The organism is Erythrobacter sp. R86502 (assembly GCF_042466465.1).
In the GTDB taxonomy this organism is placed as follows: domain Bacteria; phylum Pseudomonadota; class Alphaproteobacteria; order Sphingomonadales; family Sphingomonadaceae; genus Erythrobacter.
Map to the genome: position 1 here is coordinate 2,608,303 of NZ_JAXHCJ010000001.1, position 25,329 is coordinate 2,633,631.

21 protein-coding genes are annotated in these 25,329 nt (G+C 64.0%); 10 read left to right on the forward strand and 11 right to left on the reverse strand.

What is annotated here, in order from left to right:
• Nucleotides 1-76: 76 nt before the first annotated feature.
• On the reverse strand, nt 77-1,585 hold the full coding sequence (gene rpoN / locus SJY33_RS12555) for an RNA polymerase factor sigma-54 (protein WP_379923106.1): 1,509 nt from the start codon (nt 1,583-1,585) through the stop codon (nt 77-79).
• 11 nt (nt 1,586-1,596) lie between these two features.
• Nucleotides 1,597-2,373, reverse strand: coding sequence for an LPS export ABC transporter ATP-binding protein (gene lptB / locus SJY33_RS12560; RefSeq protein WP_379923107.1), 777 nt, complete (start codon nt 2,371-2,373; stop codon nt 1,597-1,599).
• Between the two features lie 251 nt (nt 2,374-2,624).
• On the opposite strand from lptB, the gene SJY33_RS12565 reads away from it, so the two are divergent.
• On the forward strand, nt 2,625-3,002 hold the full coding sequence (locus tag SJY33_RS12565) for a hypothetical protein (RefSeq protein ID WP_379923108.1): 378 nt from the start codon (nt 2,625-2,627) through the stop codon (nt 3,000-3,002).
• Nucleotides 3,003-3,060: 58 nt separating this feature from the next.
• On the opposite strand, the gene ppa is transcribed toward SJY33_RS12565, so the two are convergent.
• Nucleotides 3,061-3,594 (reverse strand): inorganic diphosphatase, encoded by a 534-nt coding sequence (ppa, locus tag SJY33_RS12570; protein WP_379923109.1) that lies wholly within the window; start codon nt 3,592-3,594, stop codon nt 3,061-3,063.
• A 118-nt stretch (nt 3,595-3,712) separates the two neighbouring features.
• Here ppa and hisS point away from each other — a divergent pair, with 118 nt between their 5' ends.
• From hisS to SJY33_RS12605, 7 genes are all read left to right on the forward strand, one after another.
• Nucleotides 3,713-5,026, forward strand: a complete 1,314-nt coding sequence (hisS, locus tag SJY33_RS12575) for a histidine--tRNA ligase (protein ID WP_379923110.1) — start codon at nt 3,713-3,715, stop codon at nt 5,024-5,026.
• Entirely contained in the window at nt 5,023-6,090 is a 1,068-nt protein-coding gene (gene prfA / locus SJY33_RS12580; RefSeq protein WP_379923111.1) for a peptide chain release factor 1, read from the forward strand. The genes hisS and prfA overlap by 4 nt, the downstream gene beginning before the upstream one ends.
• 13 nt (nt 6,091-6,103) lie before the next feature.
• The gene (gene prmC, locus SJY33_RS12585) at nt 6,104-6,925 is read left to right on the forward strand and encodes a peptide chain release factor N(5)-glutamine methyltransferase (protein WP_379923112.1); all 822 of its coding nucleotides are present in this window, start codon (nt 6,104-6,106) and stop codon (nt 6,923-6,925) included.
• Between the two features lie 271 nt (nt 6,926-7,196).
• On the forward strand, nt 7,197-8,084 hold the full coding sequence (locus SJY33_RS12590) for a DUF4167 domain-containing protein (protein ID WP_379923113.1): 888 nt from the start codon (nt 7,197-7,199) through the stop codon (nt 8,082-8,084).
• A 6-nt stretch (nt 8,085-8,090) separates the two neighbouring features.
• Nucleotides 8,091-9,701 carry an apolipoprotein N-acyltransferase gene (lnt, locus tag SJY33_RS12595; RefSeq protein WP_379923115.1) on the forward strand — a complete coding sequence of 537 codons (1,611 nt, stop codon included), beginning with the start codon at nt 8,091-8,093 and terminating at the stop codon, nt 9,699-9,701.
• A gap of 97 nt (nt 9,702-9,798) precedes the next feature.
• Entirely contained in the window at nt 9,799-11,022 is a 1,224-nt protein-coding gene (metK, locus tag SJY33_RS12600; RefSeq protein ID WP_379923116.1) for a methionine adenosyltransferase, read from the forward strand.
• A 25-nt stretch (nt 11,023-11,047) separates the two neighbouring features.
• Nucleotides 11,048-12,271, forward strand: a complete 1,224-nt coding sequence (locus tag SJY33_RS12605; protein WP_379923117.1) for a DUF418 domain-containing protein — start codon at nt 11,048-11,050, stop codon at nt 12,269-12,271.
• A 125-nt stretch (nt 12,272-12,396) separates the two neighbouring features.
• On the opposite strand, the gene SJY33_RS12610 is transcribed toward SJY33_RS12605, so the two are convergent.
• Genes SJY33_RS12610 through SJY33_RS12630 form a run of 5 tightly spaced genes read right to left on the reverse strand, consistent with a single transcriptional unit; the run spans nt 12,397 to nt 16,808 of the window.
• Nucleotides 12,397-13,548, reverse strand: a complete 1,152-nt coding sequence (locus tag SJY33_RS12610) for a CaiB/BaiF CoA transferase family protein (protein WP_379923118.1) — start codon at nt 13,546-13,548, stop codon at nt 12,397-12,399.
• Nucleotides 13,549-13,551: 3 nt separating this feature from the next.
• Nucleotides 13,552-14,436, reverse strand: a complete 885-nt coding sequence (locus SJY33_RS12615; protein ID WP_379923119.1) for an alpha/beta hydrolase — start codon at nt 14,434-14,436, stop codon at nt 13,552-13,554.
• Nucleotides 14,433-15,086 (reverse strand): CoA transferase subunit B, encoded by a 654-nt coding sequence (locus SJY33_RS12620; protein ID WP_379923120.1) that lies wholly within the window; start codon nt 15,084-15,086, stop codon nt 14,433-14,435. The genes SJY33_RS12615 and SJY33_RS12620 overlap by 4 nt, the downstream gene beginning before the upstream one ends.
• Before the next feature lie 10 nt (nt 15,087-15,096).
• Nucleotides 15,097-16,086, reverse strand: a complete 990-nt coding sequence (locus SJY33_RS12625; protein ID WP_379923121.1) for a hypothetical protein — start codon at nt 16,084-16,086, stop codon at nt 15,097-15,099.
• Nucleotides 16,086-16,808 (reverse strand): CoA transferase subunit A, encoded by a 723-nt coding sequence (locus tag SJY33_RS12630; RefSeq protein WP_379923122.1) that lies wholly within the window; start codon nt 16,806-16,808, stop codon nt 16,086-16,088. The genes SJY33_RS12625 and SJY33_RS12630 overlap by 1 nt, the downstream gene beginning before the upstream one ends.
• A 483-nt stretch (nt 16,809-17,291) precedes the next feature.
• On the opposite strand from SJY33_RS12630, the gene SJY33_RS12635 reads away from it, so the two are divergent.
• The gene (locus SJY33_RS12635; protein WP_379923123.1) at nt 17,292-19,598 is read left to right on the forward strand and encodes a CDC48 family AAA ATPase; all 2,307 of its coding nucleotides are present in this window, start codon (nt 17,292-17,294) and stop codon (nt 19,596-19,598) included.
• Between the two features lie 7 nt (nt 19,599-19,605).
• On the opposite strand, the gene SJY33_RS12640 is transcribed toward SJY33_RS12635, so the two are convergent.
• Entirely contained in the window at nt 19,606-20,739 is a 1,134-nt protein-coding gene (locus SJY33_RS12640; RefSeq protein WP_379923124.1) for a mechanosensitive ion channel family protein, read from the reverse strand.
• Nucleotides 20,740-20,796: 57 nt separating this feature from the next.
• Nucleotides 20,797-23,643 carry a DNA polymerase I gene (polA, locus tag SJY33_RS12645; RefSeq protein WP_379923126.1) on the reverse strand — a complete coding sequence of 949 codons (2,847 nt, stop codon included), beginning with the start codon at nt 23,641-23,643 and terminating at the stop codon, nt 20,797-20,799.
• Nucleotides 23,644-23,904: 261 nt separating this feature from the next.
• On the opposite strand from polA, the gene SJY33_RS12650 reads away from it, so the two are divergent.
• The gene (locus tag SJY33_RS12650) at nt 23,905-24,192 is read left to right on the forward strand and encodes a hypothetical protein (protein ID WP_379923127.1); all 288 of its coding nucleotides are present in this window, start codon (nt 23,905-23,907) and stop codon (nt 24,190-24,192) included.
• A 101-nt stretch (nt 24,193-24,293) separates the two neighbouring features.
• On the opposite strand, the gene SJY33_RS12655 is transcribed toward SJY33_RS12650, so the two are convergent.
• Nucleotides 24,294-25,325, reverse strand: coding sequence for a serine hydrolase (locus SJY33_RS12655; protein WP_379923128.1), 1,032 nt, complete (start codon nt 25,323-25,325; stop codon nt 24,294-24,296).
• Nucleotides 25,326-25,329 lie beyond the last annotated feature (4 nt).

Below are 25,329 nucleotides of genomic sequence, written 5' to 3' on the forward strand. Positions count from 1 at the left end.
CGAGTCACACCCTGGCGGCATGTGGCATGGGTTGTGCTTAGGCTGTCAAACCTCGCTCGTCGCCTGCGGAAAAATGCTAGGATGCGCTGGCGAGTTTCTTAGCCCTGCGACGTTCGGCGCTGGAACCCAGGCCGATCGCTTCACGATATTTGGCGACCGTGCGGCGTGCCAGATCAAAGCCTTCCTTCTGCAACAAATCAGCAAGTTGCTGATCCGACAGGATGGTTTTGACCGTTTCGGCATCGATCAACGCCTTGATTCGCGCCTTGATCGCAGCCGACGATGCGCCTTCGCCATCGGCGCCTTCGCCAACGCGCCCGACCCCGCTGGTAAAGAAATATTTCAGTTCGAACGTCCCGCGCGCGCAGGCGAGATACTTGTTGCTGGTGACCCGGCTGACCGTGCTTTCGTGCATGTCGATCTTTTCGGCCACTTCGCGCAGGGTCAGCGGGCGCAATTCGGCCACGCCGCGGCGGAAGAATCCATCCTGCTGGCGCACGATTTCGGCTGCGGTTTTCAAAATCGTCCTTTGCCGCTGGTCCAGCGCGCGAATCAGCCAGTGCGCATCAGCCAGCTTTTCCTTCAGCCAGCCTTGCGATTCCTTGTTGGTGGCGCCTGCGTTCAGTTCGACAAAATAGCCTCGGTTGACGATCAGCTTGGGCAGGGTGTCCTCGTTCAGGGCGATGTCCCACCCGCCGCCGGCATTGGCCTGCACCAGAATATCGGGCACCACCGAACTGGTATCGCAGGAAGCAAACGCCAGCCCCGGGCGCGGGTCATAGCTGCGAAGTTCGCGTAGCATGTCGGCAAAATCCTCGTCATCGACGCGGCAGAGACGCTTCAATCGCGCGACTTCGCCCCGTGCGACAAGATCGAGATTGGCAATCAGCATCGCCATGCACGGGTCGTACCGATCGGCCTCGCGGGCCTGAAGCGCGATACATTCCGCCAGATCGCGCGCGCCCACCCCGACCGGATCAAACGACTGGATCAGCGCCAGCGCGGCGGACACGTCATCTTCTGCAACAGCCAGATCGTCCGCCACTTCGCCGATGGGTGCGGTGAAATAGCCTGCATCGTCGAGCAGTCCGATAATGTGCCGTGCGATGGCGCCGAGCAGGGGATCGCGCGTGCGCAAACCGACCTGTGCTTCAAGGTGTTCGCACAAGGTAATTTCGGCAGCGCGCAGCTGGTCCCAGTCGGGGGCATCGGCAAAATCACCGCCGCTAGCAGGAGCAGCCCCCCATTCGGCATCGCGCAGATTGCGCGCTTCGCCGTCGCCGGTGTCCCAGTCGCGATCGACCGAGGCAAGATCAAGCGGCGCATCGGCTTCGCCGCCGCCTGCCAGCATCAGTTGATCCGCAGGCGCATCTTCGCCCGGTGGCGGGGCCACTTCGATCCGGTCCGGCTCCCCCGCATCACCCGTCCCGCCCGTGTCGAGCAACGGATTGGCTTCCAGCGCCTCGCCGATGAAGCTCTCGATTTCCAGGTTGGAGGCCGCCAGCAGCTTGATCGCCTGCTGCAATTGCGGCGTCATCACCAGCGATTGCGTTTGCCGGATATCGAGGCGGGGGCCGAGAGCCATGCCTGTCAGACCTACAGCGTGAAGCTTTCGCCAAGATAAAGGCGCCGTACGTTTTCATCGGCCACCAGTTCTTGCGGCGAACCGGCAAAGAGCACTTGCCCGCCATATATGATGCAGGCGCGGTCCACGATGTCGAGCGTTTCGCGGACATTGTGATCGGTAATCAGCACACCGATGCCGCGCTGCTTCAGATCCTTCACCAGATCGCGGATGTCGCTGATCGACAGCGGGTCAATGCCTGCAAACGGTTCGTCCAGCAGCATGATCGAAGGCTTCGCGGCAAGTGCGCGGGCAATCTCGCAGCGCCGCCGCTCCCCGCCCGACAATGCCATCGCCGGGCTTTGGCGCAGGCGGGTGAGACCGAATTCATCAAGCAGGCGTTCAAGCTCGCTGGCGCGGGTGGCGGCATCCGGTTCGCCCAGTTCGAGCACGCAGGCGATGTTCTGTTCCACCGTCATGCCGCGAAAGATGCTGGTTTCCTGCGGCAGATAACCAAGCCCCAGGATCGCGCGCCGATACATCGGCAGCTTGGTCACATCCTCGCCGTCCATCAGGATGCGGCCCGAATTGGGTTTCACCAGCCCCATGATCGAATAGAAACAGGTGGTCTTTCCCGCGCCGTTCGGCCCCAGAAGCCCGAGCACTTCGCCCTTGGCCACGGTCAACGAGATGTCGGTCAGCACCGCGCGCTTGTCGTAGCTCTTGGCGATCGAGATCACCTCAAGTCCGCTACCGGTCGGCTGGACCTGCGCGGGCTCGGTGGGCGGATCGGTTAGGGTGCTGCTCATGTTGTTGCAGCTTTAGCAGCCTTCGCCCCGCAGAAAAGGGGTGGCAGCGGTTTGGCAGGATTTTTGCTTAGTCCGCAAAGCCGCGCGGGCGACTGTCGGAGACTTACTCGTGCGATGCCGGATCGTTCGGACCCGCGCCCGGGCAGGGGTCTTGGCGTAACAAAAATGGCAAATCCACGGCTGTTCTTGCAACACCGTAAAGGCTTTGTAATACTGCCCCAAGAACAACACACCGTTGGGGAGCGGATCGGATGATGGGAATGGACAAGCACGGCAAGGCCGATGCGCTCGCGACAGCCGGGGTGCGTGATTGGCGCAAGGCGATGAGCGATCACGTGGCCTATGGCCTTCTGGCCTACACCGCGCTCCAGATTTTCGTGACGGTGAAGGCCTTGTCCGAAGGCACGTCGGGCGCGCTGCCCTATCTGGCGTTGATCGTGCTGGTGGCCGGGATCATCCCGGTGTGCCGCTGGTTCGAAAAACGCTGGTCGGTGCTGAGCGACGCCGATGCGCGTGACCCCGCTTTCACCGCCGCGTTTCGCCGCGATACCATCACGCTGTGGGCGCTCGCCATTGGGCTGCCCTTTGGCTTGACACTGATGTTCAAGGCCGTGCTGAGCGTGCTTTAAAGACCAGGGGGCAAGCCCGCGCCGTGCAACCGGTGCAGGCTTGCCCCCGGATCGAACCTTACTTGGCGGCCTGATACCGTTCGATCGCCTCGATGGTGATCTGGCGGGCTTCGGCGGCATTGCCCCACTTGCCCACGCGCACCCACTTTTCGGCTTCCAGATCCTTGTAGTGGGTGAAGAAGTGTTCGATCTGCTGGAAGATGATCGAAGGCAGGTCGCTGGTTTCGACCACATCGGCGTAATAAGGGAACGTTTCTTTCACCGGGACGCAGATCAGCTTTTCATCGCCGCCCTGTTCGTCTTCGAGGTTCAGCACGCCGATCGGGCGTGCGCGCACCACGCAGCCGGGGATGAAGGGCGAACGCGCAATCACCAGCGCATCCAGCGGATCGCCATCGGGCGACAGCGTGTGCGGCACGAAACCATAGTTCGCCGGATAGCGCATCGGCGTGTGCAGGATGCGGTCAACGAACAGCGCGCCGCTTTCCTTGTCGAATTCGTACTTCACCGGCTCGCCCCCGGTGGGCACTTCGATGATGACGTTGAGATCATCGGGTGGGTTTACGCCGGTGGGAATCTTGTCGATGCGCATGAAGGTTCTCTTTGTTGTGTGCGTTGCAAGAGGTGTTGCCGCGCGCCTTAATGCGTGTCGCAGGATTGCGAAAGAGGCTGTGTGGGCCTAATCGCCCCCCTCACCCACAAGGACTCCTATGAGCAAGAAGACACCCCAAGCGATCCGCGGCACCCAGGACATCTTCGGCGCCGATGCCGAGGCTTTTGCTTTCGTGGTTGAGACGTTCGAGCGCATGCGACGTCTGTATCGCTTCCGCCGGGTCGAAATGCCGGTGTTCGAGAAAACCGAAGTGTTCGCCCGGTCGCTCGGTGAGACGACCGATGTGGTATCGAAGGAGATGTATTCCTTCGACGACCGCGGCGGCGAGAGCCTGACCCTGCGCCCCGAATTCACCGCCGGCATCGCACGGGCGTTCCTGACCAACGGTTGGCAGCAATATGCGCCGCTGAAGGTCGCCACCCACGGGCCGCTGTTCCGTTACGAGCGCCCGCAAAAGGGCCGTTACCGCCAGTTCCACCAGATCGACGCCGAAGTGATCGGCGCGGGCGAGCCGCAGGCGGATGTGGAGCTGCTGGCGATGGCGGATCAGCTGCTGCGCGAGCTTGGCATCACGGATGTCACCCTGCACCTCAACACGCTGGGCGATGGGGAAAGCCGCGAGGCATGGCGGGCGGCGCTGATCGACTATTTCCTTGGCGTGAAGGATCAGCTTTCGGAGGAATTGCAGGAACGGCTGGAGAAGAACCCGCTGCGGATTCTCGATTCCAAGGATCTGCGCGACAAGCCGTTCCTCGCCGATGCACCGAAGATCGATGCGTTCCTCTCGGAGGAGGCGAGCGCATTCTTCGCCGCCGTCACCGGCGGGCTGGATGCGGCGGGCGTGAAATGGAAGCGCGCGGAAAGCCTGGTGCGCGGGCTCGACTACTACCGCCACACCGCGTTCGAATTCATCCCCGACGAGGGCAGCGCCTCGGCCGCGGCGTTGGGGAGCCAGAGCACGGTGCTGGGCGGCGGGCGTTATGACGGGCTGATGGAATCGCTCGGCGGCGCGGCGACGCCGGCGGTGGGCTGGGCTGCGGGGATCGAGCGGCTGGCGATGCTGGTCGGGGACCGCGCGCCCAACCATGGCCTTGATGTTGCGATCATCCCGATGGGCGAAGCTGCGCTGGATCAGGCCAACCGGATCGCCCGGGTCCTGCGGGACCAGGCGAACAGCGTCGAGATCATGGCGTCGGGCAAGATGAAGAAGCGGATGAGCCGCGCTAACGACAGCGGCGCCTTGCTTGCGATCCTGATCGGCGAAGACGAACTGGCGGCTGGCGAGGTCACGGTGAAGGACCTCCACGGCGGCGAACAGATGCGGATGTCGCCGGATGACCTTCCCCACGCTGTGGCGCAGGCACAAAACGCCCATTGGCTTCGGCAAGCCGACGGTAAGCTGCCGGAATGAGCATCCCTCCCGAACGCCTTGACCAGATCGCGCACCGCTTTGCGGAGCTGGAAGCGCGCATGGCGTCCGGCACGCTGGAGGGCGAGGCCTTCGTGCGCGCCAGCCGCGACTATGCCGAGCTTGAACCCGTCGCCAAGATCGCTGCCGAGGTGAAATCCGCACGCGAGGAGATGGATGGCCTCGCCGAGATGCTCGCGGACCCGGAAATGAAAGCGATGGCGGAAGACGAGCTGGCGCAGATCAAGGCCACCCTCCCCGATCTCGAACGCCGTCTCGCCATTGCGCTGCTGCCGCGTGACTCTGCTGATGCCAAGCCCGCGATGCTCGAAATCCGCGCCGGCACCGGGGGTGACGAGGCCGCGTTGTTCGCTGCCGATCTCTACCGCATGTACGAACGCTACGCCGCCGAACAGGGATGGAAGGTCGAGGCGGTCAGCATCAATGCCTCCGACATCGGCGGCTTCAAGGAAGTGATCGCCAACGTCACCGGGACGGGCGTCTTCGCCAAGCTCAAGTTCGAAAGCGGCGTCCACCGCGTCCAGCGCGTGCCCGTGACCGAGAGCGGCGGGCGCATCCACACCTCGGCGGCGACCGTCGCGGTGCTGGCCGAGCCGGACGCGGTCGACGTGCAAATCGAAGACAAAGACCTCAAGATCGATGTCTACCGGGCGTCGGGCGCAGGCGGCCAGCACGTCAACACCACCAATTCGGCGGTGCGCATCACGCACCTGCCCACCAATACCGTTGTCACCTGTCAGGACGGACGCAGCCAGCACAAGAACAAGGAAAAGGCGATGCAAGTGCTGCGCACGCGCCTGTATGACGCCCAGCGCGAGGCCACGCAGGGCGCCGAGGCCGAGGCGCGCAAGGCGATGGTCGGCAGCGGCGATCGGTCGGAACGCATCCGCACCTACAATTTCCCGCAAGGCCGCGTCACCGATCACCGCATCGGGCTGACGCTGCACAAGCTGGAAGAAGTCCTCGCCGGGCCGGGCCTTGGCGAGCTGGTCGATGCGCTGATTTCCGAGGACGAGGGCAAGCGGCTGGCGGCCTTGGCGGAGTGAGGGGGTCGGATTGATGACCGTCGGCGAAGCGATCCGGGCAGCGGCAAGCCGGCTTGTCGCGACCGGCGATACCGCGCGGCTCGATTCCGAGTTGTTGATGGCGCACGCACTGGGAATGAGCCGTTCCGCCATGTTGCTTAAGGCGATGCGTGACCCTGCGCCCGACGATTTCGCCGGGCTGATCGATCGGCGCGCCGCGCATGAACCTGTCGCCTACATCATCGGCAGCGCGGAGTTCTACGGGCTAACGCTCGCAGTGACCCGCGACACGCTGATCCCGCGCGGCGACAGCGAAACGCTGATCGTGGCGGCGCTGGAGCGCAGCGGCGCGCAGGGCCGCGCGATCGACCTTGGTACAGGCACAGGCGCGTTGCTGTGCGCGTTCCTGACCGAGCGCCCGCAGTGGCAGGGGGTGGGGATCGATGCATCGGTAGGCGCGCTTGCGGTTGCAGCGGGCAATGCTGCTGCGCTGGGGCTGGCACCGCGCAGCGCCTGGCACCAGCGGGACTGGCACAATCCGGGCTGGGCAGATGATCTGGGTGTCTTCGATCTGATCTTGTGCAATCCGCCTTATGTGGAAAGCAATGCTGCGCTTGATCCGCAGGTGCGCGATCATGAGCCCGCCAGCGCGCTGTTTGCAGGGCCGGAAGGGCTTGATGATTACCGTGTGTTGATCCCCCAATTGCGCAATCTTCTGACGTCGCAAGGGGCCGCGATCCTAGAAATCGGCGTCGATCAGGCGGGATCAGTGGGCGCGTTGGCGCAGGCTTCGGGCTTTGCGTCGGTGTTGCACCGCGACCTTGCCGGACGCCCGCGCGCGCTTGTCCTTGTCTGAGAAAAGTGCAGCAGGGCTTGGCAAACCGGTTTGGCATCGCTACGTCGAAGAAAGGCCAGACGATCTGCGAAGGGCGCAAATCGCTGGGCCGAGCTCCTAAACTCAGCTGGTACGGCCGTCAGGGCATGTCCCCGACAGCGGCAGCGCGGAGCGCGCGGAACGCCCCGGTCGGACGGATTGTCCCGATCAGGCGCAAGGCGCAGGGACAAGGGGTCTTTGACCGCGGGTGCAGGACTGTTTTGCGCCAGGTCGCTGATAAGGAACGTCTTCCTTGAATAACAACAACAACCGGAATAACCGTCGTCGTGGACGCGGCAACCGCAATCAGGGCGGCAACGGCGCGCAATTGAACCGGATCGACAGCCGGGCGCGCGGCAATGCCCCCCAGATGCTCGACAAGTACAAAAAGCTCGCGCAGGATGCCCATCACAACGGCGACCGGGTGCAGATGGAGTACTATCTCCAGTTTGCGGATCACTATTTCCGCGTGATCGCCGATAACAAGGCTCGCGTGGACGAACAGCGCGGCGGCGCCGGCAGCAACGGCCGCCGCAACGATGAACGCGATCAGGCCGAGGAATACGGCGACGACGACGTCGATTTCGGCTCGGTGCGGCGCAACGACCAGTCGACCCGCTCGCGGTACGAACAGCAGGACAATGTCGCCCGCAACGATGCAGGCGAAGGCGAAGCCGGGCAGGAAGGCGAAAGCTTCCTGAGCACCGGGCGTGACGATGGCCGCAGCGATGATCGCGATTCGGAGCGCGGCGAACAGCAGGCGCGTCAGCCGTCTGCGCGCCGCCAGCCGCGCAAGCCCAGAGACGCTGCGCGAGATGGCGGTCGTGAAAACGGGCGTGAGAATGGCCGTGAAGGTGGCCGTGACGATACCCGCAGCGATCGTGCGCCGCGTGCCCCGCGCAAGGATCGTCCCGAGCGCAGCGATACGCCCCGCGCGGACACCCCGGCCGAACCGCGCACAGACAGCGAACAGCCTGCACCCAAGCCCGCGCGCGTCCGCAAGCCCCGCAAGGTGGCCGATAACGACGGCGAACGCGCAGGCAATCAGGGCGGCATCGACAGTTCGATCCTCCCGCCCTCGATTCGCGGTGGAGACGATACGGGCGGCGAAGGCGGCGGCGCGCTCGAAACGGTCGAATAAACCGCGATGAATGAGCGGTTGGCCGCGGGGGCGGCGCTGATGCTGCGGTATCCGGCGCTGGCCGCTATTGCGCTTGGGCTGATGGCTGCCTGCGCCTACCCGCCGTTGCACCTGTGGCCGCTGGGTCTTGTTGCGCTGGCGGGGTTTGTATGGCTGGCCCGCGCCGCTGCCACGAAGCGCGCCGCGCTGTGGATCGGCTGGTGTTTCGGCTGGGCACACCTTACCCTCGCCAACAACTGGATCGCGACCGCCTTCACCCATCAGGCCAAGATGCCCGAAGTGCTGGGCTGGGCCGCGGTGCCGCTTCTTTGCGTGTACCTGGCCGTTTACCCTGCGATGGCCGCGCTGGCGGCACATGTGCTGGCGAAGAGACGCCCGCTGTGGGCCTTCGGGCTGGTGCTGGCGGGTGCCTGGATCGTGACCGAAGCCTTACGCGGCTGGGTATTCACCGGCTATCCCTGGCCGCCTGTAGGGCTGATGCTTCTGGGCGGGTGGAAGGCGCAAGGGATTGCCGCCCTGTTGCCGTGGATGGGAACCTATGCACTTTCAGGGCTGACCGTGCTGCTGGGGGCGATGCTGCTTTGGGCACTGGCGGAACGGCGATGGATCGCGGGCGGCGCGGGCGCGCTTGTCACTGCAGCGGCGATGCATCTGCCGGCGCCGGATGTAACGCCGCAGGTTGACGGCACCCGCTACGCGCTTGTGCAGCCCTATCTTCCGCAATCCGAAATCAACGATCCCGCCAAGTTCGACGAACACTTTGCCCGGATCGCTCGCCTGACAGCACCCGGGCGCGACCAGTCGCGGCTGGTGCTGTGGCCCGAAAGCGCGGTCCCCGACTATCTCGAAGAAGGTTACCCCGAACGCTATTATATCCAGATGACCGCGGGCGCCGATCCCGTGCTGGCGCGGCAGCTGATCGGGCGGGTGATCGGCCCGGAATCGACGCTGCTGACGGGGGTGGTCAACCTGAACATCGCGCCGCGTCCCGGCACCGTGCCCGGCGCGGTCAGCGCGCGCAATTCGGTGATGGCGCTGGACGGCGAAGGCACGAACCTGGGCGGGTACGACAAGGCGCATCTGGTGCCGTATGGCGAATATCTGCCGATGCGCTGGCTGCTTGAACCGCTGGGCGCATCGCGGCTGGTGGCAGGCAGCATCGACTATCTGCCCGGCCCCGGTCCGCGCACGCTCGATCTGGGTGTGCACGGCAAGGCGGGCGTGATGATCTGTTACGAGATCGTGTTTTCGGGCGCGGTCGCGGACAAGGCGAACCGCCCGGATTATATCTTCAACCCGTCAAACGATGGCTGGTTCGGCACGTGGGGCCCGCCGCAGCATCTGGCGCAGGCGCGGATGCGCGCCGCCGAAGAAGGGCTTCCCGTGCTGCGATCGACCACTACCGGGATCAGCGCGGTGGTCGATGCGAACGGGGTGGTGCGCCAGACGATCGGCATGGGCAAGGCCGACCGCATCGACGGGGTTATACCGGCGGCCAAGCCCCCGACGCTGTTTGCAAGGTGGGGTCACATCCTGACGATGGCATGGGCGGTGCTGCTGATCGGGCTGGGCCTCGGCTTGCCTAGAGTGCTTGCGCTCACCCGCGCACGCGGCTAGGGCGAACCCGAACGGAGCGGGACATAAAGGTTTCCTTATATCTCTATAAGGTGACGTTTCGCGCCAGAACCGCTTAACTCAGCCCACGGGGTACATCATGCGCACCAATTACCTCTTCACCTCCGAAAGCGTGTCCGAAGGCCATCCGGACAAGGTTGCCGACCAGATTTCGGACGCGATCGTCGATCTGTTCCTGTCGAAAGACCCCGAAGCGCGCATCGCCTGCGAAACGCTGACCACCACGCAATTGGTCGTGCTGGCGGGCGAAATCCGCTGCAAGGGCGTGTTCGAAAACAACGAATGGGCGCCGGGCGCCGAAGAGGAAATCGAAAAGACCGTTCGCGCTACGGTGAAGCGCATCGGGTACGAACAAACCGGCTTCCACTGGGAAACCTTCACCTTCCAGAACAACCTGCACGGCCAGTCTGCGGAAATCGCGCAAGGCGTGGATGCGGGCGACAACAAGGATGAAGGCGCAGGCGATCAGGGCATCATGTTCGGTTACGCGACCGATGAAACCCCCGATCTGATGCCCGCCACGCTGTATTACAGCCACAAGATCCTTGAACGCATGGCGGCCGACCGTCATTCGGGCGCGGCCCCTTTCCTTGAACCCGATGCCAAGAGCCAGGTGACGCTGCGTTACGAACAATCGCTGCCTGTCGCGGCGACAGCGGTGGTGGTATCCACCCAGCACAAGCAGGGTTACTGCCTTACCGGCGAACATGCCGACCCGGCCAAATATGCCGAGCTGGAAGCCTATGTGAAGCGCATCGTGTCGGAGATCATCCCGCCGGTGCTGCTGCGCGGGACCAAGTATTATATCAATCCCACAGGCGCCTTTGAAATCGGCGGCCCGGATGGCGATGCGGGTCTGACGGGCCGCAAGATCATCGTCGATACCTATGGCGGTGCGGCCCCGCATGGCGGCGGCGCGTTCAGCGGCAAAGACCCGACCAAGGTCGACCGTTCGGCCGCCTACATCACCCGTTACCTCGCCAAGAACGTGGTCGCGTCGGGCCTTGCCACGCGCTGCACGATCCAGATCGCCTACGCGATCGGCGTGTCCGAACCGCTGTCGCTTTATGTCGACACGCATGACACCGGCACGGTCGGCGATGACAAGATCGAGACCGCGATCCTCGGCATTGCCAAGCTGGGCGGCCTGACCCCGCGTTCGATCCGCACGCATCTGGGCCTTAACAAGCCGATCTATCAGCCGACGGCGGCCTATGGCCACTTTGGCCGCAAACCCGATGGCGACCTGTTCCCGTGGGAGCGGCTCGATCTGGTGGCCGACCTGAAGGCGGCGCTGGCCTGATTTTGGCGTAAGGGTGCTGTTTTCCATGACGGCACCCTTCGCCCCTTCCCACCGCATCCTCGCGCTGGATGCACTGCGCGGCATCGCCGTGATCGGGATCGTGGGGATGAATGTCCTCGCCTTTGCGCTGCCCAGCCCGGCCTATTACAATCCGCTGTCTTACGGCGGTGTCAGCCCGCCCGATTACTGGGTGTGGCTGGGCAGTTTCGTCTTCATCGAAGACAAGTTTCGCACCCTGTTTGCGATGCTGTTCGGGGCAGGGTGCCTGATCCTGATCGAACGCGCCGCCGCAGCCCAGCCTCACGCCCGGGTGTGGCGTGCGCATTATGCCCGCATGGCGGTGCTGCTGCTGATCGGGCTTGTCCATGCCACCTTGCTTGCCAGCAACGACGTTCTGCGCGCCTATGCCCTTGCCGGAATGGCGCTGCCGCTGCTGGCGGGCCTATCGGCGCGGGCGCTGATCGCGGTCGCGCTCGGCTTGCTGGTGGTTCACGTCGCGCTCGGACTGGTCGCACTGGGTGCGCCCATAGTGGCGTTTCAGACGGGTTGGGGTGGGCATGACGCGCTGCTGTGGGCGGAACGGCAGTTCGGCCGCGACGCGGCGACGATCGCGATATTGCTGGAACAGGGGCGCGAAGGGCTGGCGGACCGGGTGGCGCGCCGCAGCCTTGCGATCCCGGCGCAATTGATAACCGTGGCGGCCTCGCTGCCGCTGAATCTGTCGGCCATCGCGCTGGGCATGGGGCTGTGGCGCGGCGGGATGCTCAAGGGCGAATGGCGCACCTTCCGCTTGCAACGGATTGCCGGGATCGCGGCGCTGGTGGCCTTGCCGGGGCTGCTGCTGCTCGCGCTGTGGCTGGAGGAAACGGGCTTCCCCGCGCCGCTGGTGGGGCCGGTGGCCCTGGTGCTCTCGGCCCCGTTCGACATGGCGCTGGCGCTGGGGTATGCCGCGCTGGCGATGGCGTTCCTGAACACACCGACCGGCGTCACCCGCGCTCTGGCGGCAACGGGGCGGCTGTCGCTCACCAATTATGTCATGACCAGCGTGATCCTGTCCGCGATCTTCGCGCACTGGGGGCTGGGCCTGTTTGGCGATGTTACCCGTTGGCAAGCCTTCACGCTGGGGCTGGTGCCGGTCGCAGCGATGCTGCTGTGGTCGCCGCCATGGGTTGCCAGGATCGGGCAGGGCCCTTTCGAACGGCTGTGGCGCGCAGGAGCGGCGGCGCTTTCCTACCCGCGCAAGGCCTGACACGGCTGCGGGCATGGCCTGCCGCGTGCGTCTTTACTGTTCTGATGTCGGCAGCGGGGCAAACAGGCCGGTTTTCCTGTTCAGGACAGTGTCTCATGTGTCTCCTACAGCCGCGTGCCCCGCTGTCAGCCATGCTCTCCGTGGATGGGTGAGGGCCGGTCAAGGGCCAGTTCGGCGTCCGAGAAGGTGAAGGGGCTGCGCACCCCTGCCATCCCGCCAAGCTCCACCCGCATGCCTCTTGCCACGATCTGCGGATCGGCAAACACCTCGTCCAGCCGGTTGATCGGCCCTGCGGGCACCCCGGCGGCATGGCAGGCATCAAGCAACCCCTGTTTGGTGAACCCGGTGGTTGCCGCCGCGATGGCGGCGTCAAGCGCAGCGGCATTCGCCGTGCGGTCGGCATTCGCGGCAAACCGTGGGTCGTCGGCCAGATGGTCAAGCTGCAGCACCGCCATCAGCTTGCGGAACAGACCGTCATTGGCAGGGGCAAGGATCACATGACCATCGCTCACCGCAAACACGCCGTAGGGCGCGACCTGTGCGTGGGCATTGCCCATGCGCGGCGGGTTGTGGCGGGTGGTGAACAGGTAGGTCGCCTGATTGGCAAGCAGACCGACCGAACAATCAAGCAGGCTCATGTCGACCTGTTGACCCCGCCCCGTGCGCGCCCGCATCAACAACGCCGCCTGCACACCGTTTGCGGCCCACACGCCGGTCGCCAGATCGCTGATCGAGATACCCATCTTGACCGGGTGGCCTTCAGGCTCGCCCGTCACCGACATCAACCCGCTCATGCCTTGCGCGACAAAGTCATACCCCGCCTCATGCGCGCGGGGCCCGGACTGTCCGAAGCCGGTGATCGAGCAATAGACAAGGCCCGGATTGCTGACGGCAAGACTGGCATAATCCAGACCGAATTTCGCAAGGCCGCCAGTCTTGAAGTTCTCGATCACCACATCGGCCTCGGCGCACAGCGCCATGACCCGCGCCAGATCGCCAGCCGCGGCAAAATCCGCGATGATCGAACGTTTGCCGCGGTTGCAGGCGTGGTAATAGGCCGCCTCGCGGTGGACCGTGCCTTGCGCATCTACCCGCTCGACCCAGGGTGGCCCCCACAGCCGGGTGCCGTCGCCTTCAGGGCTTTCAACCTTGATGACATCAGCGCCGAGATCGGCAAGGATCTGTCCGCAGAACGGGCCGGCCAGCACACGGGCCAGCTCTACCACCTTCAGACCCGCCAGCGGCGCGTTGGCATTGCGAGGCTCGGTCAGCCACATCGGCTATTCGGCCATCTGCGTGTTCAGGAAAGCGACCGAATCGGCCAGCACTTTGCCCTTGCCGCGGAACGGAACCGAAAGCGCCATCACGATCTCTTCGTGATCGAGGGGGCCGTAGTTCATCACTTGCACTGTCGCGCCAAGTCCGCGCAGCTTTGCGCCAAGATTGTCGGCGTTTCGAGGCCGCACGGTTTCATCGCCGTCCGATGTCACCAACAGCAGGGGCGGTGCATCCATTCGGGCATAGGTGATCGGCTGCGTTTCGGCGGGTCGAGGCCATTGGCTGAACGCCGCGATCGAACGCGGGCTGTCGAACGGGTAAAAATCGTAGGGGCCCGACAGGCCCACGCCTGCCTTGATGAAATCGGGGGCGATCCCGTTAGCCTTCAGCCGCTCAGCATCCAGCGCCAGCATCACCGCCTGATAGGCGCCCGCCGAATGGCCCATCACTGCAACCCGGTCCGGATCGCCGCCATGATTGCGAACATTGTCACGCACCCACGCCAGCGCTTCGACCCCGTCATCAAGAAAGGCCGGGAAGTGAATATCGGGCACCTTACGGTAATCGGGGATCACCACCACGAAACCCGCCCGCGCCAGCGCCCGTCCGGCGAAGGCATAGGACGTGCGGTCGCCCTTGGCCCAGCCGCCACCGTACCAGAAGACGACGACCGGCAAGTCGATATCGGGCGCGGTCTCGGGCCTCCAGATATCGAGAGTTTGGCCGTGCGTACCAAAAGCGACGCCTTCCGCGCTCTGCACCGCGCCGCTTGTCCCGCCGATCACGCGGTCCACATGCGACAACAGCCGCGGCGGCGCGGTAAAGGCGATCAGTCCGGCAATGGCCGCCAGCACCCCAATCCCGCCAATCGCAAAGGCGCGCTTCATTGCGCGATGTATCGCGCCGTAGTGGTCGCAGCGATATCGGCCTCGGTAACACCCGGTGCCATTTCGATCAGGCGGAACGGTTCATCCTTGCCCGCACGCTGGAACACCGCAAGATTGGTGATGACCATATCGACCACGCCCGCGCCGGTCAGCGGCAAGGTACACTGCGGGATGAACTTGGGCGATCCGTCCTTGGCGGTGTGGTCCATCACCACGATGATTTTCTTCACGCCCGCGACGAGATCCATCGCGCCGCCCATGCCCTTGATCATCTTGCCGGGAATCATCCAGTTGGCGATGTCGCCATTTTCGGCCACTTCCATCGCGCCCAGCACAGTGAGGTCGATGTGACCGCCGCGAATCATCGCAAAGCTGGTCGCGCTGTCGAAATAGGCGCTGTGCGGCAGTTCGCTGATCGTCTGCTTGCCCGCATTGATAAGATCGGGGTCGACCTCGTCGTCATAGGGGAACGGCCCGATTCCCAGCATCCCGTTTTCGCTCTGAAGCGTGACCAGCATGCCTTCGGGAATGTGGTTGGCCACCAGCGTCGGGATGCCGATGCCGAGGTTGACGTAATAGCCATCCTGCAATTCACGGGCCGCGCGGGCGGCCATCTGGTCGCGGGTCCAGCCTTCGGGAAGTGTGGTCATTGTCATGCCTTTATTGGCCCAGCAGCGGTTCGATCAGGAACCAGCCATTGCCGATTACCGGTTCAAGCTCGGCCGCGGCTGCGGGGCTGCGCAGGTATTTGTAACGTCCGTCAAAATCGGACCGTTCGTCACCGGCGATCGCGGTGATGCAGGTGATGCCGGCCAGATTGTCCTTGCGTTGCTGCTTTGTGTCGCTTTCGTCACGGCGCAGCGAAATGATATCCTCTCCGCGCGGATCGAGGCCCGATTGTTCGAGCGCGGTGCGCACAGCGCCTGACTGGTTGACCGAAAGATCGGTCATCCATGCGATCTCGACACCCGCTTCGCGCAGCACTGCCAGACCCAGGATAAGCCCAGGCTGCGGCTTGGGCGCGCTGGGGGGATCGAAGACGCCGCCCATCGGATCAAGATCGATCAGCGCGACCTGCTGTTCGCCTGCGGCGCAGCGGCGGCGTTTGCCGTCCAGCGCGACAGGATCGCTGAGGATGGCTGACAGCAAATCTGCCCCGTCTCTTGCACCAAGGGCCGATGCCTGTGCGTAACGCACAAACCGCGCAAAGTTGCTCTGACCCGGTGCAAGCGGCTTGCTCGGATCGGGATAGGCGGCCGGTGCGGCCGCAGGGGCAGGCAAGACCGATGGAGCTGCTGGGGTTACGGGCGCGGGTGCAGGCAACGCTGTCGGAGCGGGGGGCTGAGCGGGCGCGCGCGGCGGCGCGGGAACTGGTACGGGGGCCGCCACAGGCATTGGCGCAGGCGTGCGCAGAGGCGTCGGCACGGCGGTGGGCACGGCCACGGGAGCGGGAGCGGCAGGCGGCACGGCGGTTATCGTCGGGGCCGCAGCGGGCACAGCTGCAGCCGCTTGGGCAACCTCGCTATCATCCAGCACACGCGACCCGACCATCGCCGATCCGGCCAAGGCCGGGATCGCCACCGCTACGCACCCCGACAGCGATGTTCCCGCCAGCAGCGCCAGCGGCAGCAGAAGCAACCTTTTGGCCATCACGCGCTCTCCCTTTCGCGAACGGTCCGGAATTCGATCTTCTTGTCGTAAGGCGCGCCCAGCACCAGCCGGTTGACGAACACCCCCGCCAGATGGATCTGATCGGGGTCGAGACTGCCGGCGGGAACGATTTCTTCGACTTCAGCAATGCAAACCCGGCCGCAGGTCGCGGCGGGCTGATTGAAATTGCGCGCGGTCTTGCGGAAGATCAGGTTGCCCGTTTCATCGGCTTTCCATGCCTTGATAATCGCAAGATCGGCAAAGATGCCCTGTTCGAGAATATAGGTTTGCATCACGCCGTCGCGGTCGGGAAAGTCTTTGTGTTCCTTGCCTTTGGCAACCTCGGTGCCAACGCCTGTGCGGGTGTAGAAGCCGGGAATGCCCGCGCCGCCGGCCCGCATACGTTCGGCCAGCGTGCCTTGCGGGCAGAATTCTACCTCGAGTTCGCCGGCAAGGTACTGCCGTTCAAACTCCTTGTTTTCGCCGACATAGGAACTGATCATCTTCTTCACCTGCCGCGTGCGCAGCAGCTTGCCGATGCCTTCGTTGTCGATCCCGGCATTGTTGCTGGCGAAGGTGAGATTTGTGACACCCGAATCGCGGATCGCATCGAGCAACCGTTCGGGCAAGCCGCACAGGCCAAAGCCCCCGGCGGCAATCATCATGTCATCACGCAGGACGCCGGCAAGCGCGCTGGCGGCGTCGGAGTAAAGCTTGGTCATCGGGCCTGTCTGCCTCTTCTGGTATCGCGCCAAACCGATCCCATATCCGGGAACGCGAATGTGACTAGAGGGTTAGCGGGCCCGTGTCACGCCCATGCGACACACCAAGTCGAATCGTGGTTCATGTTGCGTCGCAGCAGTGTCATCGTTCTGAAATGTGCCTACAAAATAGGCTTATGCTGAAACTTGAGGCAGAAGCTTGCAAGTTTGCGCACACACCCTCGCTAAATCGGGCGACAGTTGTGCATTTTGCAACTCACTATGTTTCTTTCGCACTTGCACAACGACGCGGTTTCCGCCATTTGGAACGGGCCTTTCAGGCATCCTCTCCCAAACTTTTCAAGCCCGGCACATTGTGCCGGGCTTTTTTCTTGCCCGGTGGGCCAAGCAGGCAATCGGCTGTGCGCCAGATTGCATTCGCGCGGGTCTGTTCCTAGCTATCGCTTTCGCAATTGAACTCCCTTGCCTGGACAGGAACGCCCCATGGCCGATACCGAAAATGCCCCTCCCATCCGCTCAGTGCGGCTGCAGGTTGCCCCTGCACGGCAGGAAGAATCGGGCGCCGGCATAGCGCGCATTCCGCGCTCCGCATTTCAGAAGCTTGGCATTACCGAAGGCGATATCGTCGAAATCCACGGCAAGCGTATCACCGCCGCGATTGCCATGGCCGCCTATCCTGAAGACGACGCGCTGGATGTGGTGCGTCTTGACGGGCTTCAGCGCGGCAATGCGCAAGGCGGATCGGGCGAGCATGTGGAAATCATGCGCGGCGAATCGCGTCCCGCCACCCGTGTCGTGTTTGCTCCCGCGCAGCGCGAAATGCGCCTGCAGGGTCCGACCCAGGCATTGAAGCGGAACTTCTTCCGCCGCCCCCTGATGGCAGGCGATCTGGTTGCCACCACGGGTCAGCAGCCGGTACAGAACATGCCCGCCGACGTGCGCCAACTGCTGCGCGCGCCTGCCTATGCCCTGACCCAGATCCGCCTGACTGTCGCATCGACCAGCCCCAAGGGCATCGTCCATATCGACGAGAACACCGAGGTTGAGCTGCGCTCCGAATTCGAAGAACCCCGTGATGGCCGCGCCGTGGTCAATTACGATGATGTCGGCGGCATGGAAGAAACCATCCGCCAGTTGCGCGAAATGGTGGAACTGCCGCTGCGCTATCCCGAACTGTTCATCCGCCTTGGCGTCGAGCCGCCCAAGGGCGTTCTGCTCCACGGTCCGCCGGGGACGGGCAAGACCCGCCTGGCGCAGGCCGTTGCCAATGAAAGCGATGCTGAATTCTTTATCATCAACGGGCCCGAAATCATGGGCTCGGGCTATGGCGAATCGGAAAAGCGCCTGCGCGAAGTGTTCGAAGAAGCCAGCCGCGCCGCGCCTGCGATCATCTTCATCGACGAGATCGATTCGATCGCGCCCAAGCGTACACAGGTGCCCGGCGAGGCGGAAAAACGGCTGGTCGCCCAGTTGCTGACGTTGATGGACGGGCTGGAAAAGCGCGCCAATCTTGTGGTGATCGCCGCCACCAACCGGCCTGATGCGATCGACGAGGCGCTGCGCCGTCCGGGCCGCTTCGACCGCGAGATCGTGATCGGCGTGCCCGATCAGCGCGGACGGCGCCAGATCATCGGCATCCACACCCGCGGGATGCCGCTCGAAGGGGCGGTCGACCTCGATGAACTGGCGCGCGTCACGCACGGCTTTGTCGGCGCGGATATTGCCGCGCTGGCGCGTGAAGCCGCGATCGAAGCGGTGCGCCGGATCATGCCACGGCTCGATCTTGATGAACGCACCGTGCCGCCCGAAGTGCTCGAAGACCTGTGCGTCAGCCGCGACGATTTTCTCAGTGCGCTGAAGCGCGTCCAGCCGTCCGCGATGCGCGAAGTGATGGTGCAGGTTCCCAACGTGGGCTGGGACGACATCGGCGGCGTGGGCGAGGCGACGGAGAAGCTGCGCGAAGGTATCGAACTTCCGCTCAAGAACCCCGACGCCTTCCGCCGCCTGGGTATCCGTCCCGCGAAGGGCTTCCTGCTCTATGGCCCGCCGGGCACCGGCAAGACCCTGCTGGCGAAGGCCGTGGCCAAGGAGGCCGAGGCGAACTTCATTTCGATGAAGTCGTCCGATCTTCTGTCCAAGTGGTACGGCGAAAGCGAACAGCAGATCGCCAAACTGTTCGCCCGCGCCCGGGCAGTGGCGCCCTGTGTGGTGTTCATCGACGAAATCGACAGCCTCGTTCCGGCGCGCGGGTCAGGGCAGGGCGAACCGCAGGTGACGGGCCGCGTGGTTAACACCATCCTGGCCGAAATGGATGGGCTTGAAGAGTTGCAATCGGTGGTCGTGATCGGGGCGACCAATCGTCCGACGCTGGTCGATCCGGCTCTGCTGCGTCCGGGCCGGTTCGACGAACTGGTTTATGTCGGCACCCCTGACAAGCCGGGACGTGAGCATATTCTGGGCATTCATACCGCCAAGATGCCGCTGGGCGAAGACGTGGATCTGGCCGCGATTGCTGCGCAGACCGAACGGTTCACCGGCGCGGATCTGGAAGATGTGGTGCGCCGCGCGGGTCTGGCCGCGCTGCGCCGTGTGGGCGGCGCTGTGTCCAGCGTCAATGCGCAGGACTTCAAGGCCGCGCTTGAAGATTCGCGTGCAACCGTAACGGTCGAGATGGAAAGCGAATACAAGAAAATGCGCGGCGAACTGAAGAAGCGCGCCGCCGCGGTGCAACCGATCGGGTTCCTGTCACCCGACATGCTGACCCCGACGCGGGAAAAGAAGCACGACTGAACAAGGCTCAGCCCCCTTCGTCGCTTAGCTGCTCAAGCGCGGCGGCGGAGGGGTCGCCCAGTGCACCACCCGGACCAAGCGGCCCCGAAAGCACGCGGCCGCGCACGATCGCCTCGGGCATTGTCTCCGCCATCCACACGATCATCGCCTCGCGCACATCGCAGCGCAGGTCGAACAGCGTGGGCGAATCCTTGGCGGTCATCAGCAGCCGGACCTCGACCGCATCGCGCGACAGGTCGGTGACCTGCATGTGGTTGACCCGCCCGTCCCACCGCGGATTCGCGGCGATGACCTCAAGCGCCTTTTCGCGAATCGGATCGAGCCGCGTGGCGGGATCGACGTAGAGAAACACCGTCCCCATCAGCCGGGCGGTAGTCTTGGTCCAGTTCTGGAAGATTTCCTCGAGGAACTTGGTGGTCGGCACCACCAGCCGCCGCTCGTCCCACACCTTGACGACGACGTAGGTGGTGCGGATATCCTCGATCAGACCCCACTCCCCGTTGATCACGACCACATCGCCGATCCGGATCGGCTCGGTCAGTGCCATCTGGATACCTGCGATCAGCGACTTGAGCGCAGGCTGCGCCGCCGCCCCTACCGCAAGCGCGGCAAGCCCCGCCGAGGCCATCAGCGTCACCCCCACCTCGCGCACGCCGGGGATCGACAGCAGCACCAGCGACAGGGTGACGAAGATGATGACGAAGGTCGCGATCCGGCCGAGAATGCGCAGCCGCGTCTGCCGGCGACGGGCGCGAAGATTGTCCTCCGCCGCAAGGTCGAGCCGCAGTTCGACCGCTTTCACCCAGGCGCGCACGATAGCGAGCGCAATCCAGCCAACCAGCGCGGGCACCACGAAGCCTGACAGCGTTTCCCATAGCGCGGCAAGCAGCGGCAGGCTCTGTGCTGCCATCGCGAGCGCGGCGGCGACCATCGCCCATTTGACCGGGCGGCTCAGCGACCGCAGCACCAGATCGTCCGCCTCGCTCTGGCTCTGAAGCGTCACGCGGCGAAGGATGCCGAACAAAACCCGGTGGATGATGAGCGCCGTTACCACGGCGACCGTGGCGATCAGCGCGACCGAACCGGCCTCCTGCCAGTCGATTCTCACCTCCGGGATGGTGCGTTTCAGAACGTCGATCATGCCGCGGGCCTAGGCCAGCGCTGCCATCGCCTCAACCGCTGGCTCGTCGGTTCGCCCCTAATGCGCAGCATCCCAGCTTGCCCCGGTGCCGATATCGATGCCCAGCGGCACGGTGAGCTCGACCGCGGGCAAGGCGGCTTCGGCCATCACCTGACGGATCACCGGGGTCGCCGCTTCGACGCGGGCCTCGGGCAGTTCGAACACCAGTTCGTCGTGCACCTGCAGCAGCATGCGCACGTCGTGCAGGCCCGCATCGGCCAGCGCGGGCAGCATCCGCGCCATCGCGCGCTTGATGATGTCGGCGCTGGTGCCCTGGATCGGCGCGTTGATCGCGGCGCGCTCGCTTCCCTGACGTTCGGCCTGGTTCTTGGAGTTGATCCGCGGGAACCACGTCTTGCGACCGAACAGCGTCTCGGAATAGCCTTTGGCACGCACGCTTTCGAGCGTGTCGTGGATATAGCGCTGGATGCCGGGGAAACGCTGGAAATAGGTGTCGATCATCGCCTGCGCTTCATCGGCGGGAACTTCCAGCCGACCCGCCAGCCCCCAGCGGCTGATACCGTAGAGGATCGCGAAGTTGATCGTCTTGGCGCGTCCGCGGGTATCGCGGGTGACTTCGCCAAACATTTCGCGTGCGGTGCGGGCGTGGATGTCCTCGCCCTCGGCAAAGGCTTCCTTCAGACTATCGACATTGGCCATGTGCGCCGCCAGCCGCAATTCGATCTGCGAATAGTCCGCCGCCAGCAGCACGTTGCCCGGTTCGGGCACGAACGCTTCGCGGATCTGTCGGCCGATCGCGGTGCGGATCGGGATGTTCTGCAGGTTGGGATCGGTCGACGACAACCGCCCGGTCTGCGCGCCCACCAGACTGTAGCTGGTGTGGACCCGGCCGGTGTCGGGATTGATCGCGGCCTGCAGCGCATCGGTATAGGTGGATTTGAGCTTGGCCAGCTGGCGCCATTCCAGCACCTTTCGGGCAATCGGCGCGCCTTCGGCAGCGAGCTTTTCCAGCACCGAAACATCGGTGGAATATTGCCCGCTCTTGCCTTTCTTGCCGCCCTTGTAGCCCAGCTTGTCGAACAGGATCTCGCCCAGTTGCTTGGGGCTGCCGACGGTGAATTCCTGCCCGGCGACAGCATGGATTTCGCCTTCGAGGCGGCCGATTTCGACCGCAAATTCCTCGGACAACCGGGCCAGACGCGCACGATCGACCCGAATGCCTTCGCGCTCCATCGCGGCCACCACCGCAATCAGCGGCCGGTCCACCCGTTCGTAGATCCTTGTGCCGCCTTCCATCGCAAGCCGGGGTTTCAGGTGACGGTACAATCGCAGCGTGACATCGGCATCTTCGGCGGCATAGGCGGTCGCCCGGTCGAGCGGGACTTCGTTGAAACCGATGGCTTTCTTGCCTGTGCCGCAGACATCCTTGAAAGCGATCGGCGTATGGCCCAGATGGCGCTGCGCCAGTTCGTCCATGCCGTGTCCGCCGCCGATGCCTTCTTCTGCGCGGCCCGCGTCCAGCGCAAAGCTGATCACCATCGTATCATCAATCGGGGACACGGTGATTCCTGCGCGGGCCAGAATGTTGAGATCATACTTGCCGTTCTGGAACACCTTGAGGACGCTGTCGTCCTCCAGCATCGGTTTCAGCGCGGCGATTGCGTCTGGCATCGGCACCTGCTGCGGCTTTTGCGCGAACATGTCCGCGCCGCCATGGGCAAGCGGGATGTAGCAGGCATCGTTGGGGCCGAGCGCCAGGCTGATGCCGACCAGATCTGCACGCATCGCATCAAGGCTCGATGTCTCGGTATCGACAGCAACCAGCCGCGCAGCAACCGCCCGGTCCACCCAGGCGTTCAGCCGATCGAGCGTCTGTACGGTTTCGTAGGCTGCATGATCGACCGGCGGCATGTCCGGCAGTGGCTGGCGGCTGCCTTGCGCTGCGGCGTCTGCTGCCGCCTTGCTGGGCTTGGGCGGGTTGAGATCGGTGGCCCGCGACGGGCTGCCCGAACCGGTGTCGAGCCGCCGCAGCAAGGACGTAAACCCGTGGGTTTCCAGAAACGCGGCCAGCGGTTTGGTTGGCACGGGGCGCAGTTTCATTTCGTCCAGCGGCTGGGGCAGATCGCAATCTTCTTTCAGCGTCACCAGCACGCGGCTCAATTCGGCGTCTGCGCGCCCTTCGATCAGTCGGTCCTTCAGCTTGGAAGCCTTCATCCCCGGCGCTGCATCAAGCGCAGCGGTCAGCGAACCATGTTCGGCAATCAGTTTGGACGCAGTCTTGGGTCCGATGCCGTAGATGCCCGGCACATTGTCCACCGCATCACCCATCAGCGCCAGCACATCGCCCACCAGATCGGGGCGTACCGCGAACTTTTCTTCAACCTCTTCAAGCCAGATGCGCTGGTTCTTCATCGTGTCGAGCATGTCGATCCGTCCAAGCCCATCAGGGCCTTCGACTTCGCCGATCAGCTGCATCAGATCCTTGTCGGAACTGACGATGGTGACATCCCACCCGCGTTCCTGCGCCCGGCGGGCGTAAGTGGCGATCAGATCGTCCGCCTCCAGCCCCGGCACTTCGATGCATGGCAGGCTGAAGGCGCGGGTGGCGTCGCGAATCAGCGGGAACTGCGGCACGAGATCTTCGGGCGGTTCGGGCCGGTTCGCCTTGTAATGTTCGTACAGATCGTTGCGGAAGCTGATCGATCCGGCATCGAGGATGACCGCTAGGTGGGTCGGCCCGTCCGCTGCATCAAGATCCGAAGCCAGCTTCCACAGCATGGTGGTATAGCCATAAACCGCCCCCACGGGGGTGCCTTCGGGGTTGGTCAGCGGCGGCAGCCGATGATAAGCCCGGAAGATATAGGACGAACCGTCGACGAGATAGAGATGCTGCTTATCGGCCATGCCGCCTGCTAGCAGGCACGGCCGGACGCGGGTAGAGGCTTGGCGCGGCAAACCGCGAAATGGCTTCCGGAAAACGACGAGACGAATTGCGGCGGAAATACGGCAAAATTGGGGCGTGACGCCTTATTTCGCTTGTCTCTGCCCGTGTTCGGCCTTATCTGAGACCACGAACCGGGCCGAACAGATACCGGTATCGGCGCGATCGTGTAAACGGCGCGTCTCGTTCGCAGGCTCTTATTTCAAGACAAGGGAATCCATACCATGCGCAAGATCATCCTCGCTGCTGCCATCGCCACTTCGGCTCTCGGCCTTGCCGCTTGCAGCGAAACCACAGAAACAGAAACCGAAGAAGCTGTTGACGCGATGGCTGCTGACGCAGAAGCTAATGGTGAAATCGCTGCCGACAACGTCGATGCCGCCACCGATGCGACTGCTGCTGAAGTCAATGAAGCGGCTGACGAAGCTGCCGACGCTGCTGTTCAGACCACCGACGAAGTTGGCGATGCCGCTGCTAACGTCGCTGCCGAAGCCGAAGCTGCTGCCGAATAATCGGACGCACGATCAGCGCCGCCTGGCGGCTACGATCAGCTGAAAAAAAAGGGCGGTGCCGCAAGGCGCCGCCCTTTTTGCGTTAGTTCAAACGGTAAGGCTCAACCGCCTGTTGCGTAGGGCGCGTTGGCCCAGTTTTTCGTAGGATTTTGCTGCGCACGCACGGCAAAGCCATCATACAGCGCCCGCGCAATCGCAGCGATACGCTGTTCACGGGCGAGTTTGGTACCCTGACCCGTCACATAGATCGCCACGGCGATGGTGCGGCCATCGGGACATTCGATGATGCCGATATCGCTCGACGTGTTGTTGAGCGAACCGGTCTTGTGGCTCACCCGCGCTTCAAGCGGAATATGCGCCGGGATGCGCCGCTTGCCCGTAACGGTGCGGCTCATCGCGCCAAGCAACACCTGCCGGCTTTGGTCGGACAGGAAATCTCCGCGATACAATCCGGCAAGCAGATCGACCATCGCCCGCGGCGTTGCGGCATCGCGCGGGTCGATGTGAAAAGCGGGATTGTGTTCGCCATCATCGCGCACCAGCGTCGCGATATCGCGGTTGATCGAGAAGTTGGAAATGCCCTGACGGCGGATCCAGTCATTGACCTTCGCGGGTCCGCCCACGGCGGCAAGCAGGGCATCGGTCGCAGGGTTGCTGGACCGGGTGATCATGATTTCCAGCAAATCGATCGCGGGCATGTACTGCCCGGCGCGCACCGGGGCTTTAGCCGAAGAATACTTGGCCGAAGCGACCGGCATCATCAGCGGAAATTCCGATGTCAGGGAATAACGACCCTGTTCGACCATTTCGAGGAACGTGGCGGCCACCGCGATCTTGCTCGTCGATGCCATCGGGAAAAGCTGATCGCCCAGCACCATGACCTGTTCGCCGGTTGCAAGGTCGATTGCAGCCACCCCGATGCGGCCCTGCGCCGGATCGGCCAGTTCGGCGATGCGCTGCTGCAGATTGTTGGCATACAATGCTTCAAAGCTGGGCGGCTGACGCGACTGGGTGCCGAAGGTGTTGTCGAAGGTGGCCTGCAGATCATCGGCGCTTGCCGCAGCCGGGCTCGCCATCGCGGCAAAAGAGGCGACAAGACCGGTAACGGCGGCGAAAAGGCGGGGGCGTGTCATGAGG